General features: G+C 70.1%; 13 protein-coding genes. 4 read left to right on the top strand and 9 right to left on the bottom strand.

Annotated elements, in window-relative coordinates; all coding sequences use genetic code 11:
* Positions 1–127 precede the first annotated feature (127 nt).
* Entirely contained in the window at positions 128–1,168 is a 1,041-nt protein-coding gene (locus ELQ90_RS10520) for a WxL protein peptidoglycan domain-containing protein (RefSeq protein WP_128495249.1), read from the top strand.
* Positions 1,169–1,201: 33 nt separating this feature from the next.
* Here the strand turns inward: ELQ90_RS10520 and ELQ90_RS10515 are convergent, their stop codons facing one another.
* From ELQ90_RS10515 to ELQ90_RS10495, 5 genes are read right to left on the bottom strand one after another with little or no spacing between them, the layout of a single operon-like run.
* A complete protein-coding gene (locus tag ELQ90_RS10515; protein ID WP_128495248.1) occupies positions 1,202–2,482 on the bottom strand; it encodes a hypothetical protein in 1,281 nt (426 codons plus the stop codon).
* The gene (locus tag ELQ90_RS10510) at positions 2,479–3,600 is read right to left on the bottom strand and encodes a hypothetical protein (protein WP_128495247.1); all 1,122 of its coding nucleotides are present in this window, start codon (positions 3,598–3,600) and stop codon (positions 2,479–2,481) included. The genes ELQ90_RS10515 and ELQ90_RS10510 overlap by 4 nt, the downstream gene beginning before the upstream one ends.
* Positions 3,593–4,396: a heme ABC transporter ATP-binding protein gene (locus tag ELQ90_RS10505; RefSeq protein ID WP_243696133.1), complete on the bottom strand. Its 804-nt coding sequence runs from the start codon at positions 4,394–4,396 to the stop codon at positions 3,593–3,595. Before ELQ90_RS10505 ends, ELQ90_RS10510 begins: the two co-directional genes overlap by 8 nt.
* Positions 4,393–5,523 carry a FecCD family ABC transporter permease gene (locus ELQ90_RS10500; RefSeq protein WP_128495246.1) on the bottom strand — a complete coding sequence of 377 codons (1,131 nt, stop codon included), beginning with the start codon at positions 5,521–5,523 and terminating at the stop codon, positions 4,393–4,395. Before ELQ90_RS10500 ends, ELQ90_RS10505 begins: the two co-directional genes overlap by 4 nt.
* On the bottom strand, positions 5,520–6,638 hold the full coding sequence (locus tag ELQ90_RS10495) for a heme/hemin ABC transporter substrate-binding protein (RefSeq protein ID WP_243696132.1): 1,119 nt from the start codon (positions 6,636–6,638) through the stop codon (positions 5,520–5,522). The genes ELQ90_RS10500 and ELQ90_RS10495 overlap by 4 nt, the downstream gene beginning before the upstream one ends.
* A gap of 100 nt (positions 6,639–6,738) precedes the next feature.
* Between ELQ90_RS10495 and ELQ90_RS10490 the strand changes: the two genes are divergently transcribed.
* Positions 6,739–7,404, top strand: coding sequence for a biliverdin-producing heme oxygenase (locus ELQ90_RS10490; protein ID WP_128495244.1), 666 nt, complete (start codon positions 6,739–6,741; stop codon positions 7,402–7,404).
* Here the strand turns inward: ELQ90_RS10490 and ELQ90_RS10485 are convergent.
* Together ELQ90_RS10485 and ELQ90_RS10480 are read right to left on the bottom strand one after the other, a co-directional pair.
* Positions 7,401–8,402: an IS481 family transposase gene (locus ELQ90_RS10485; protein WP_128495536.1), complete on the bottom strand. Its 1,002-nt coding sequence runs from the start codon at positions 8,400–8,402 to the stop codon at positions 7,401–7,403. The genes ELQ90_RS10490 and ELQ90_RS10485 overlap by 4 nt on opposite strands.
* A gap of 105 nt (positions 8,403–8,507) precedes the next feature.
* Entirely contained in the window at positions 8,508–9,926 is a 1,419-nt protein-coding gene (locus tag ELQ90_RS10480; protein WP_128495243.1) for an MFS transporter, read from the bottom strand.
* A 252-nt stretch (positions 9,927–10,178) separates the two neighbouring features.
* Between ELQ90_RS10480 and ELQ90_RS10475 the strand changes: the two genes are divergently transcribed.
* The gene (locus ELQ90_RS10475; protein WP_128495242.1) at positions 10,179–10,601 is read left to right on the top strand and encodes a pilus assembly protein CpaE; all 423 of its coding nucleotides are present in this window, start codon (positions 10,179–10,181) and stop codon (positions 10,599–10,601) included.
* 14 nt (positions 10,602–10,615) lie between these two features.
* Here the strand turns inward: ELQ90_RS10475 and ELQ90_RS10470 are convergent, their stop codons facing one another.
* Positions 10,616–11,173: a MarR family winged helix-turn-helix transcriptional regulator gene (locus tag ELQ90_RS10470; RefSeq protein WP_128495241.1), complete on the bottom strand. Its 558-nt coding sequence runs from the start codon at positions 11,171–11,173 to the stop codon at positions 10,616–10,618.
* Complete coding sequence (locus ELQ90_RS10465; RefSeq protein ID WP_128495535.1) at positions 11,170–12,855, bottom strand: MDR family MFS transporter; 1,686 nt, start codon at positions 12,853–12,855, stop codon at positions 11,170–11,172. Before ELQ90_RS10465 ends, ELQ90_RS10470 begins: the two co-directional genes overlap by 4 nt.
* Positions 12,856–13,185: 330 nt before the next feature.
* Between ELQ90_RS10465 and ELQ90_RS10460 the strand changes: the two genes are divergently transcribed.
* Positions 13,186–13,561, top strand: a 376-nt coding sequence (locus tag ELQ90_RS10460; protein WP_133425022.1) for a hypothetical protein, incomplete at its 3' end; no start/stop codon positions are given.

The following is a 13,561-nucleotide window of genomic DNA, read 5'->3' as shown; positions in this document are numbered from 1 at the left end:
CGGCGGTACCGGGCCCTGCGGCCCGGTACCGCCTCGTCGCGTCTCGCGCACCTCTCGTGCGCCCTCCCGTATCCCGTCCCGTTCCGCCCTCCGTTCCGCCCTCCGTTCCCGACTCGAGGACCCCGTCATGACCCGTACCGTCGCATCCCCCCTCCTCGCCGCCGCCGCGCTCGTCGCGGCTCTCGTCCTTCCCGGGGTCTCCGCGACCGCCGCTGCAGCCGCAGCCGAGCCGATGCCGCACGAAGCCGCTCGGGTGAGGACCCCGGTAGCGGCCGACACCGCCGGTTGGAGCGTCGGACCCGCCGATGGCCCGCTCGGGACCGGTCGCCCGTTCTTCGAGTACGCGCTCGATCCGGGAGCGACGATCGAGGACGCCTTCACGGTGCGCAACGACGGAGCGATGCCGTTGACACTCCGTGTCTACGCCGCGGACGCGTTCACGACTCGCGAGGGTACGATCGATCTCCTCCCGGCGGACGAGCAATCGGTCGACTCGGGTACATGGGTCGGCCTCGGGGCGACCGAGGTCGACCTCGATCCGGGGGAGACGGCGATCGTGCCGTTCACCCTCACGGTCCCCGCGGACGCCCGGCCCGGCGATCACCCTGCCGGCATCGTGACCTCCCTGCTCTCCGATGACGCCGGCGCGCAGGTCCAGGTCGACCGCCGCCTCGGAAGCCGGCTCTACATCCGCGTCGCCGGCGAGCTCTCGCCCTCCGTCGACGTGTCGGAGCCCACGGTCTCCTTCGATGGGGTGTGGAATCCGTTCGCGCTCGGGCGTCTCGACGTCTCCTACACCCTCACCAACACGGGCGACACGCGAGTCACGGCCGTCGCCGCGAGTTCCGCCCACGGTCCGTTCGGCGTGGCAGCGATGTCTACGGGAGCTGAACAGTTGCCCGAGATCCTCCCGGGATCGAGCCTGGCGGTCCGGCAGAGTCTCGAGGGAGTGGCGGCGCTCGCATGGCTCGGCGGAGCGGTCGACGTCATCCCCACGAGCGTCGGCGTCGGGGCCACCCAGCTCGACGCCGTCGTCGCGCCGTACTCGCTCGCGGCGGTTCCGATCGCGACCCTGCTGATCCTCGCGGGAGCGCTCGTGATCATTCTCGCCGTCATCCTGCTCGCGCGCCGCTCCCGAACGCGCCTCGAGGGCACGAGCCCCGCCTGACGACCGCTCCCGGCCTGACGGCTTCCGCGCTCGTCAGGCCCGCGACCAGGGGAACCGGAGCCGCCCGGCGAGGTGCAGCGACGCGAGCACGCTCACGAGCATCGCGAGAAGCGTGCCGCCGAGCGGCAGCACGAGCGGGGTCAGTACGTCCGACGCACCCGGCACGAGCGGCGCGTTCGCGCGCTGTACCGTCGATGCCGCTTGGGCGGTCCCCTGCGGCGTGGCGGCCACAGCCGGGGGAGCGCTCGTGGTCGGACCGCGAGGCGCGAACACCGCATCGTTCCGCGGAATCTCCGTGGCTCCGCCGCCGGAGGGTGCACCTCCGCCCGTCGTCGGAACGATCGCCGGCGCTCGCGCGTCCGCGTTCACCGTGATGGGCGTCGCGGGCTTCGCGGGGTCGCGCTGACCGCCGGACGTCAGCCAGTAGCCGGTCTGTCCCGTGAGCTTCTGGAACCCGAGGAAGGTGGCGGGGAAGGCTCCCCAATACGGAGCGTTGGCCTCGGTCCGCGGTACCTGGCCGGCTCCCGCCGCCTCGACGCCGACGTACTCGGGCAGGACCTGGAATCCGCCCTCCCCGAGCTCGACGTCACGCAGCTCCGCGAGCACGACCGTGCGACCGGGGATGGGCTCCCACGTCGACAAGTCCTCTATGCTCGTCCCATAGCCGCTCAGGGTCGCCGTGAGCCGCCCCGTCCCGCTCGCATCGACCGTGAGGACCGGGTCGCTCGCGCTCCAATAGGTCATGCCGCCATAGAAGGCGACAGTGAAGGATCCCGTCCAGCGCAGGTCGACGCCGTCGTCGCCGATCCTGCCCGCGCCGCCCGAGAAGACGACCTGCGAGTCCGTCGACGAGGAGAGCGAGGCGGCGGTGACTGCGTTGCCGGCGGCGTCGAGGCACTTGGTCTCGAAGGAGGCGCGCTGCCATTCGCCGGCCGCCGTGGCCTTGACGATCTCGACGTCGCCCTCGCGAGCGGAGTAGAGCCCGTCGACCGCGCCCCACACGCGCGCTCCGCCGGAATCGCCGGCCAGGCCCGCGCTCAGGAAGTTGCACCCGCCCGCGAATGCGCCGCCACTCGCTTCCCGGCTCAGCCCCCACCACAATTGCGCGTCGTCGACCGTGGTCGCACCGTGGCTCGGGGGCTCCGTCGACTCGGGGACCGTCACACCGATCGGGAGACCGTCGTCGGAGTCGTTCGTCGCCGGCGGGATGCCGGTCGCGGCGGCGGGGAGGGTGCCCGCGAGCACGAGGCCGCCCGTGAGCGCGAGAGTGGCGACGGCGCGCGCGGTCCGACCGCGTCTCGTGGCGCCCGTCATGCCTCCGCTCCCGTCGCGAGGTCGACCCGGCGGAGACGGCGGCCACGGTGCACGCGGCGGATCGACGTCACGATGCTGAGCAGCAGCAGCACGAGAGCCACGAGGATCGCGATCCCGAGCGCGATGTAGGGCCAGGTCGGCGGGGCCGCCGGGGGCGCGGCCCCGGCGGCAGCCGTCGCATCGGCGCTCACGGTCACGTCGCTCTCGGCGACCTTCCCGGACGCGGCTCCCGTGAGGGTCAGGAGGTGCGTGCCCACGCGGAGGTCGGCCGGGAGGGGGAGGACGCCGGCGATCTCCCCGGACGGCCCGGCCGTGAGCGGGCCGACGGCCGAGACGCCGTCGTCGAGGGTCGCGACGATGAGCTCTCCCGGAGAGAAGCCCTGACCCGTGAAGCTGAGCGCCTGGCCGGGGATCGCTGTCGTCGTCGTGTAGCCGACGCGCGCGGCGGCCGCGGCGGAATCGGTCCTCGGAGCCGCCGCGGCGTCCTCGCCTCCGTCGTCCGAGGCGCCGTCCGACGGTCCCGGCGTCGAGCCGAACTCGATCGGAGTGAACGTCTCGTTGTTCGCGTTCTTCACGCCGTGCGCGCCGATCGTGATGATCCCGCAGCGTACCGCGAGGCAGTCCACCTCGCTCACGCCGCCGCCGCGGTCCTGGCTCTCGAAGGTCGCGCCGGGCACGACCATGTCGACGCGCCACGAACCGTCCACTTCCATGACGGCGTTCGCCGCGTCCTCCGTGTCGCTGCCGGGAAAGGCGACGAATCGCTGGAAGCCCTTGTTCTCCTTCGCCTCCTGATCGGGCACATAGCGGTAGTCGCTCCCGACCTCGCCGCCGTTGCTCGGCCGCCACGACGCGCCCTCGGCCACCCAGCCGAAGAGGACGTAGACACCCCCGAAGCCGCCAGTGATGGATTGAAAACCGGATCCGGAAACGGTCACGGAGGTCGCGAACTCGGGGTCGGCGGCCGACGCCCCCTCGATCGTGACGCGCGCCTCGGCGGATGCCGACGGGGCCGAGAGCGGCGACAGCACGATGGCGCCTGCCGCGAGCGCGGAGACCGTCGTAGCGGTCATGAGACGGTGGACGCGATGGGCGCCGAGGGGGAAGCGATCAGGCATTCGCCGGCTGCTCCTTTCGAGAGCGGGAGACGTGACGGACGGGACGGACGTGCACGTCGTCGTCGACGACCTGCACGGAGAGCGGGTGACGGTACACATCGGTCAGGAGAGCGGAGGTGAAGGCGACGTGGGGCGGGCCGTCCGCGCGGACGCGGCCGCCGTCGAGAACCACGACGCGGTCGGCGTAGGCGGCCGCCAGATCGAGATCGTGCAGCACGACGACGGCGGCACCACCCGCATCGGCGTGGTCCGCGAGCCGCGCGAGCACACGCTCCTGGTGGCGGATGTCGAGGCTCGCCGTCGGCTCGTCGAGGAGCACGATCTCGCACGACTGCGCACGAACGCGGGCGAAGGCGACCCGCGCCCGTTCGCCGCCTGACAGCTCCGTGATGCGACGCTCGAGGAGGGTCGTGACCTCCGCGTCCTCGGCGGCGGCCGCGATGCGTGCGTCGTCCTCGTCCGCCTCGGGGCGTCCGCGCCACGGCGCCCGCCCCATCTCGACGACCTCGACGGCCGTGAAGGGGAAGGACACCTCGTTGGACTGCGTCAGGACGGCCCTCCGCCGCGCGAGGTCGAGGGTACGGATCGCCCCGAGCGGCCGTCCGTCGAGCGCGATGCTCCCCGAGGAGAGGCCGACGTCACCCGTGAGGGCGTGCAGGAGGGTCGACTTACCGGCGCCGTTCGGTCCCACGAGAGCGACGAGCTCGCCGGGCGAGACGGCGAGGTCGACCCCGGCGAGCACCTCGCGCTCGCCGTAGCGGACGTGGAGACCGCGGGCCTCGAGGACGGCGCTCACGCCCAGCCTCCCGCCCGCACGCGGGCGCGGCGCAGCAGCCAGAAGAAGAAGGGACCGCCGACCAGCGCGGTGAGCATGCCGATCGGTAGATCCGCGTACGGGACGGCCGTGCGCGCGACGGTGTCGGCAGCGAGGAGCAGGAAGGCGCCGCCGAGAGCGCTCACGGCGAGGAGCGCGCGGTGTGCCGGCCCGAGGACGAGACGGACGAGGTGCGGGACGACGAGTCCCACGAACGCGATGATGCCGCAGAGCGACACCGCCGCGGCCGTCAGCACCGCGACGAGCACGATCGCGATCACGCGCGTGCTCTCGATCGAGACGCCGAGGTGGCGCGCCTGGCGCTCGCCGAGGGCGAGGAGGTCGAGGCGGTGGGAAAGCGTGAGCGCGCCGATGATCCCGACGATCGTGATGGGCAGCACGATCGCGACGTCCTGCCAACGCGTGCCGTTGAGCGAGCCCAGCTGCCAGAACACGATCTGCTCCCGCTGCTGCGTCGTCGAGAGGAAGGTCGCGAGCGCGATCCCCGCCCCGCACACCGCGTTGACGGCGATGCCGGTGAGGACGAGCGTGACGACCTCAGTGCGACCGCCGGAACGCGCGGCGAAGTAGACGAGGAAGGTCGCGGCGAGCCCTCCGACGAAGGCGAACAGGGGAGAGGTGAGTGGCCCGGCGAAGGAGGCCCCCGTGAGGATCGCGATCGAGGCCCCGACGGCCGCGCCCGACGACACCCCGACGACACCGGGCTCTGCGAGCGGGTTTCGGAACACGCCCTGCATGAGAGCGCCCCCCACGGCGAGCGCCGCTCCGACGACGAGCGCCATGGCGATGCGGGGGAAGCGGATCATCCAGAGGGTCGCATCGGCGTTCGGGTGCGCCGGAGCGGCCGTCTCCGGCAGCACGACCGCCGACCAGCCGATCGAGGCGAGCGCGTCGTTCGTGTGCGCCGCGAGCGAACCGAGGATCTCCGGAACGGAGATCGCGAGTTGACCGAGCCCCGCCGACACGACGGCGAGGACGACCGTTGCCACGCCGAGCGTCAGCACGAGCACTCGCCGCGGACCGGCCGAGCGGACCCGGACCGGCGCGCTCGACCGCGCGGGTCCGAGTGCGGTGGCGGCGGCGCTCATCCCGCGGCGCCGGCGGCTGCCGCGTCCGGCGCGTAGACCGCGACGGCGAGCGCCTCGAGGACGCGAGCCGTGTCCGGACCGAAGCTCAGGATCTGAGAGTCAGCCATGTCGACGACGCGGCGGTGCTCGCCGGCGGGGGTCTGCTGGAGCGCCGGGACGGCCTCGAGCAGTCCGTCGACGCCCTCGACGGATTCGAGCCCGCCCGTCATCACGAGGACGAGATCCGGGTTCGCGGCGACGAGTCCCTCGTCGGTGATCGGTCTCATCCCCGACCAGCCGATCTCCGATGAGACGTCGGCCCCGCCGAGAGCGGTGATGAGGGCGTCGGCGCCGGATTCCTCACCGAACATGTAGTAGACGCCCGATTGCCCCCGCACGTACAGAAAGATCATGCGGAGCTTCTCGCCGTCGGCCTGTGCGATGCCCGCGATCTCGGCCACGGTCTCATCGACCGCCACCGAGATGCGTTCCGCCAGCAGCGCGCCCCGCTCGGGGACGCCGAGCGCCGCGGCGACCTCTCCGACGAGCGAGCCGATCGAGTCGATCGCGCGGTGCGAGTCGACGACGACGACGTCGACTCCGGCGTCGCGCATCTGCAGGACCGTGTCCCAGGGGCCGAGGCTCGTGTCGGTGATGATGAGCGTGGGCGCGAGCTCGAGGATCGCCTCGGCGTTGAGGTCGTGACCGTTCTGCGTCACGAGCGGCCGGTCGGCGATTTCGGTGAAGCCGCTCGAGGCGTCCCGACCGACGACCTGGTCGCCGAGTCCGAGCTCGAACACGGTCCGTGATAGCGAGCCGTAGATGTCGAGGGCGAGGATGCGGGAGGTGTCGTCGATCTCGACGGTCGTGCCCTGCCGGTCCGTCACCGTGACGGGGAGGGACTGCTCGCCCTCGGTGATGGGATCGACGGGGGACGAGGGGGCGACGGCGGTACTCGGGCCCTCCCAGGAGCGCGGCTCATTGACGGCGGTCACGTCGGCCAGGCGCGGCGTGGCCACCCCCGCGGTGTCGTCGCCGGACGTTGCAGACGTGCATCCCGCGAGGACCGGCCCCGCGAGGAGGAGGACGAGAGAGGCGATGACGGGGAGGAATGGGGAACGGCGAAGGGCGGTCACGTCGGTGCTGATCTCTCGAACGAGGAGGGAAAGGAAGGTATGCCTACCCTAACGAGATTAAGTACTTAGGTAAACCTACCCTTTGCCGTAGAGTGACGCCATGGACACCCGAATCGCTTCCGTCGTCGAGCCTCCGGCGCTCGGCGTCGCCGCTCTTCTCCGTGAAACCACCGAGGCGCAGCACCGCGCCGCCGAGTCGCGCCCGTTCATGACGGCGCTCATGGGCGGAAAGCTCGATCTCGCGGCGTACACCGTGTATCTCGCACAGTTCGCGCGCGTCTACGCGGCGCTCGAGTCCCGTGCCGTCGCGGACTCCGACCCGGCCGTCCTGCACGACCGACGTCTCGACCGGGCGGCCGTGATCGAGGCCGACCTCGTCGCGCTCGGCGCTCCCGACTGGCGCGAGCGGATCCCGGCGCTTCCCGCCACGCAGGTGTATGCCGAGCACCTCCGAGCCATCGCCCGCGACGAACCGATCCGGCTCGTCGCCCACCACTACACCCGGTACCTCGGCGACCTGTCCGGTGGGCAGGTCATGGCGACGATGCTCCGGCGTCATTACGGCGCGACGGAGGAGCAGTTGTCCTTCTTCCGTTTCGACGACCTCGGCGCCCTCGTGCCGTACAAGCGCGGCTACCGCGACGCGCTCGATGCGATGGAACTCGATGCGATCGAGCGCGACGTGCTCGTCACCGAGGCGCGCGCCGCGTTCGAGGCGAACACGGCGATCTTCGACCAGCTCGGCGCGGTGACGTCCGGCGACTAGGTGTACCGCCCCGTGAGGTTGTGAACGCGGGCTGAGGGTGCTTGGCCGTCGATGCCGGTGTGGGGTCGATGGTGGTTGTAGTGATGCAGCCATGTCTCGTATGTGGCCTCGCGTTCCTGCTCGCTGGCGTATGGTCGCGCGTAGGCCCACTCGGCGGCGAGGGTTCGGTTGAAGCGTTCGACTTTCCCGTTCGTTTGCGGCCGGAATGGCTTTGTCCACTTGTGCTTCACGTTCTCGCCAAGGGCGTCCGCGAATGCGCGGGACCGATAGCAGGAGCCATTGTCAGTCATCACCGCGCTCACCGTGATCCCGATGTTCTGGAAGAACGCGTTCGCCCGCTGCCAGAAGCCGGCGGCGGTCTCCTTGCGTTCGTCGTCGAGGATCTCCGAGTACGCCACCCGCGAGTAGTCGTCCACGGCGTGGTGCAGGTAGCGGTAGCCGTGCGGTGCTCCCGTTCCTGCCTGTGCAGCCCGGTCGCGAGCCGTGGCGGCTTTCCGTGCTTGGGCGGAGCCGCGTCCGTGGACCCTCCAGCCCCCACCGTCAGGGATCCGGCCCTGCTTCTTGATGTCCACGTGCACGAGCCGACCGGGCCGGTCGACCTCGTATCGCACCGGCTTCGGCTTGCGCACCGGAAGGCCCGTGGACTGGTCGACGGCGGCCAGTAGCGGCATCCGGTAACGGGCCAGCACCCGCCCCACCGTGGACCGGTGCAGCTGCAGGTGATACGCGATCCGGTGCGGCCCCCACCGGTGAGTGAATCGCAACGCGACGATCCGCCGCTCTGTCCGCCGCGGCAGCCTGCCGGGCGACGACGCAGGACGCGAGCTGCGATCCGTCAATGGGGCACCTGCTCGATACCGGTCCGCCCACCGCTTCGCCGTCGCGGGCGAGCACTGGAACCGTTCGGCGGCCCGTCGCAGCGACCAGCCCCGATCGATGACGAGGACTGCAAGCCTCCGGCGTCCTTCCGGCGTCAAAGGAGCGTTAGCGTGAGTCACGAGCGCCTCCGCCCCCACGGAGGTGCCGTCTGCCGCATGCGACGTGAGCGTGCCTCTGCCGCCGCGGATTCGCCTGGGCTTCGAACATTCCGCGTATCCATTGACTCATCGGCGTGTGCGTCCGCGGGTGATGCCGAGCGCGACCAGGAGGGCGGCGAGGACGGTGAGGGCGGTTGCGGCTAGGGTCGTCGCCGCTCGGAACTGGGCCATCTGTCCGATGGTCCAGGGCTGGGTGGTGATGCTGCCGGTGAAGATCGCGGCGAGGATGGTTCCGGTGAGGGCGATGCCGATGGCGGTGGTGAGTTCGCTTGCCGTGTCGACGAGGGCTGCGCCGAGGGTTGTGCGGTCGGCGGGTAGGCCGCGCATGACGTTGTTGCCGGCGACGACGCCGACGATGCGCATCCCCGCGGCGACGAGCATGAGCGCGACAGCGATCCAGGCGTACCCGAGCCTGCCGAACACGGCGTAGACAGCGAGGCCCGCGACGACCACGACTGCGCTCACCCAGGCGGCGTTGTCGATGCCGATCCGTTTGATCAACGGCGAGATGACCGTTCCCCCGGCGATGAGCACGACGACTTGTGGGAGCATGCCGAGGGCGGCCTGCGCAGGGGTCCATCCCCAGTCGAGCTGCAGTTGCAGCGTGACGAGATAGCTCAGTCCCGCGACCGCGAGGCCCGCCGCGGCCTTGAACGCCAACCCGCTGGAGACGAGGGGGCGGGCAATCAGCGCGAACTCGAGCAGCGGATGCGCGGCAGTCCGTTCGCGGATCACAAACATGACTCCGGACACGACTGCTGCCGCTGTGGCGTCCCACGGGCCCCAGGATCCGGCGTCGGAGATGAACAAGGTGGGTGCGAGAAGCGCGATTGCGATCGTGGCCGTGCCGAGGATCGCACCGAGAATGTCGATGCACTGCGGGTGCAGGTCCTCGGGGCGGTCGGCGGGCACCCCGAGACGAATGCAGACGAGGGCGATGAGCGCGATCGGCGCGTTCACGACCAGCAGCGCCTGCCACGGCGCGAACTGCAGGACGAAGCCGCCGACCACGGGCCCGATCGCGAGGCCAACGAGCCCGACCGTCGAAATCACGGTGATCGCACGTACCCGCAACGACTCTTCCTCGAACAACCGGAACGCAAGAGCCAACGAGCCAGGCGTTGTCATCGCCGCCGCCACGCCCATCACCGCCCGCACGACGATCAGCTGCGGGGCGGTCGTCACGAACACGGTGGCAAGGCTCGCCAGCCCGAGCAGAACCAAACCGACGACCATCACCCGGCGACGGCCCGCGCGATCAGCCAGAGCGCCGAAAACGAGCATCAACGCGCCGAACACCACAGCGTAAGAGCTCGTCACCCACTGCAACGCCGCGGTCGAGGCATGCAACTCGGTCCCAATCGTGGGAAGCGCGACGTTCAGGACCGAATTGTCGAGCATCTCGAACAGGAACACGGCCGACAGGCCAACCAAAGCCACCGCTGCAGCACGCAACGACTTCGGGGCGGTTCGATTCGCAGGCATAGCACACTCCTCAAAAGAGAGAAGTGGCGGCCCCACGGCCACGTATGCGCGCAGTCGGACGCTGCGTTTCTACTTCCGGTTCGCCCAACCTACCAAAACGAGCATCGGCGCCGCATCCTTTCGCATCATCACCCGACTTCAGTGTTCACAACCTGGTGGGGAACTACAACTAGGCCGCTCCCACTCTTCCGCTGGGTCGGCGTCGCACCGCCGACTCAGCGGAATCCCCGCTGCACACACCAGGATGGGGACATGATCTCCACCGCCCTCGCCTCCCGCCTCCGCACCGCCGGCCTCACGTGGGCGCCGTCGTCGGGCGACGCCTTCCAGATCGCTCGCGACGACTTCGAAGGCGACGTCTTCACCGTGAGCGACATGACGATCGAACCGCACCAGTACCCGAGCGGGACGATCCTCGGCTTCAACGGCACGACGGAGTGGGCCCTCGATTCGGTCGCTCTCGACGACGCGCTCTGGTTGCCGCGCGAGGACCAGCTCCGCGAACTGCTGCGAAGCGCGTTCGTCTCCCTCACCCGCGTGCAGGAGGGTCTGCGCGGACGGACCCTCTACACCGTCACGGCGCGCATCGACGGTGAGGAGCGCACCTATTCGAGCGACCACGCGGCCGAGGCGTACGGCGAGGCGCTGCTCGAACTCATCCAGTCCGTCAGGTGATGCGCAGAAGAGGGTCAGGCGTCGTCGGAGGACGCCGGGCCCTCGGCCTCAGCCTCGGCCTCGGCCTCGTCCGAGATTCCCGTCTCCGCGTCGAGAGCATCCCAGCCCTCCACCCAGCGTGCGAGGTAGCCCGCGAACTGCCGGAGGTCGTCGTCGCTCCACTCGCCGAGCACGCGCTGGAGCGAGTTGAAACCCGTGGGCCCGGCGTTGCGGAGCCGTTCGCGACCGAGGTCCGTCAACTCGATGAAGCGGGCCCGTCGATCCTCGGTGTCGGCACGTGTCGCGACGAGACCCAGGTCCTCGAGCTGACGCGACTGCCGGCTGATCGCGGTGCGGTCGACCGAGAGCATCTCCGCCGCCGCCCCCGCGTGCACGGGGCCGTGCCGCTCGAGGATGCGGAGCATCTTGAGCCCGAACGGCTGAAGCGACGGGTCGACGGCGGCGGCCGCGTTGCGGATGCTCACGCGGATCTTGCCCGCGAGCACGCTCATCTGCTCTTCGACCTCGTGGATCGGGGACGAGCTCTCCGCGCTCGTGTCCTGCGTGCCGCCGTCGACCTCCGGCATCGTCATCGCGATCGGCCTCCGTCAGGGCTCTCGTCGTCGGACCGCCGGCCGTCGGGGTGCGAGGTGCCGACCGGGGGGAGGGCGACCGACGCCGTCGAGACGTCGATGAGCGCGTCCTCCGCGACCACGAGCTCACTCGGCGCCCCGGACTCCGTCGCGGCGCCGCCCTTCTCGTTCTTCAACTGCACCGCGTTCAGCGTACCGAGGCGGGCGTTCGGCAGGAAGGCGACGGCGATGAGGGTGATGATCGCGAGCGGGACGCTGTAGAAGAAGACCTGCCCGACGCCCGTGCCGTACGCGCTCTCGACGACGACTCGGATCGCCTCCGGGAGCTGGTTGACCTGCGGGATCGTGCCGCTGCCGAGGGCCTGGGCCGCCGCGGCCTGCTGCTCAGGGGCGAGGTCGGCGATGCCGTCCTTGATGCCGTCGGCCACGACCGTGCCGAGGATGGAGCCGAGGACGGAGACGCCGACGGTGCCGCCGAGGCTGCGGAAGAACGTCACGGCGCTCGTCGCGACGCCGAGGTTGCGCACCTCGATCGAGTTCTGCACGACGAGCACGAGGTTCTGCATGAGCATGCCGAGGCCCGCGCCGAGGACGAACATGTAGATCGCGACGAGTACGAACGGGGTGTCGTAGTGGAGCGTGCTGAGGAGAGCGGTTCCGACGACGGCGAGCACACCGCCGGTCACCATGATCGCCTTCCAGTGACCGCGCTTGCTGATGAGCGAGCCGAAGAAGGCCGAGGCGATGAGGAGGCCGGCCATCATCGGGATCGTGAGGAGGCCGGACTGCGTCGGTGTGGCGCCGCGGGCCAACTGCATGTACTGGGCGAGGAAGACGGCCGTGCCGAACATCGAGACGCCGACGGAGATGCTCGCGACGACCGCGAGGGTGAAGGTGCGGTTGCGGAACATCGACAGCGGGATGATCGGTTCCTTGGCCTTGAGCTCGACGATCACGGCCGCGACGAGGAGCACGATGGCGCCCGTCACCATGGTGAGGGTCTCGAGGGACATCCAGTCGAACTGCTTGCCGGCCATCGACATCCAGATGAGGAAGAGCGAGACGCCGCCCGCGATGAGCACGGCACCCGCGTAGTCGATCGTGACCTTGCGCTTGGCTCGCTTCGGGAGGTGCAGCGTGGCCTGGAGCATGATGATCGCGATGATCGCGACCGGGAGCGCCACGAAGAAGTTCCAGCGCCAACCGAACGCGTCGGTGATGAGGCCGCCGAGAAGCGGGCCTCCGACCGTGCCGACGGCCATGACGCCGCCGAAGAGTCCGGCGTAGCGGCCGCGCTCACGCGGGCTGATGATGTCGGCCATGATGATCTGGCTGAGCGCTGCGAGGCCACCACCGCCGAGGCCCTGGAAGACCCGGAAGACGATGAGCCAGTCGGTGTTCTGGGCGAAACCGGCGGCCGCGGAACCGAGGACGAAGAGTCCGAGCGCGAGCTGGATGAGCAGCTTGCGGTTGAAGAGGTCGGCGAACTTGCCCCACAGGGGAGTGGACACGGTGGTCGCGAGGAGCGTCGCGGTGACGACCCACGTGTACGCGGACTGATCGCCCTTCAGTTCGGAGATGATGAGCGGGAGCGACGTCGAGACGACGGTTCCCGCGAGGATCGACACGAACATGCCGAGGAGCAGCCCCGAGAGGGCCTGCAGTACCTGGCGGTGGTTCATGGAGCCGTCGGGCGAGCCCTCCGGCGCGGCGCTCGTGGCCGGTGTGTTCGTGGTGCGCTTCGCGCTCTCGTCCCCGCGTGACATCTGTCTCCCGTCAATAGTTGGCGAGCGTCAACTATATCACCGTGTCACGCAATTGGTCACCCTCCTGGGCGACTTCGGGCGATTCGCGAAGCAGAAGCTCGACGGACTCCGCCCCCACGGTCCCTGAGCCTGACGGAGGGCGTCATCCTGAGCCTGACCGTCGTCCACGAAACGGCTGCCCACCGGCTTTTCCACCCTGGGGTGACTCTCCGGGTGAATGTCGGTGGTGTGCTGTTCACTGTTCCTATGGGGGAACACGAGACGCAGCTTCGAGTCGCGATCGCGCACGCGGTCGACGAACTCGCCGCGCCCCTCGGCGCTCTCGTCCCCGGCCGCCTTTCCGGTGACGATTACCTCACTCTTCTCACCGAGGTCGAGTCCCTCGGTCGCGTCGTCGACGCTCTCCGCCACCGTCTCGCGGGCGACGCGAAGTCCCGCTCGGGCGGTCCCGTCGACACGTTCGGCCAGCTCGGTCACGCCACCGCGGAAGAAGGACTCGCCGCACTCACCGGGGTATCGGTCGGTACAGCGAAGAACCGTATCCGTGTCGGTGAAGCTGTGACCCCGATGTTGTCGCCGACCGGTTCCGTCCTCGCCCCCACCCACCGGCACATCGCCGCAG

This window comes from Labedella phragmitis, from assembly GCF_004078635.1.
GTDB classification, from domain to species: domain Bacteria; phylum Actinomycetota; class Actinomycetes; order Actinomycetales; family Microbacteriaceae; genus Labedella; species Labedella phragmitis.
Note: the sequence above shows the minus strand (reverse complement) of the source record. Positions and strands in the feature narration are given on the sequence as shown.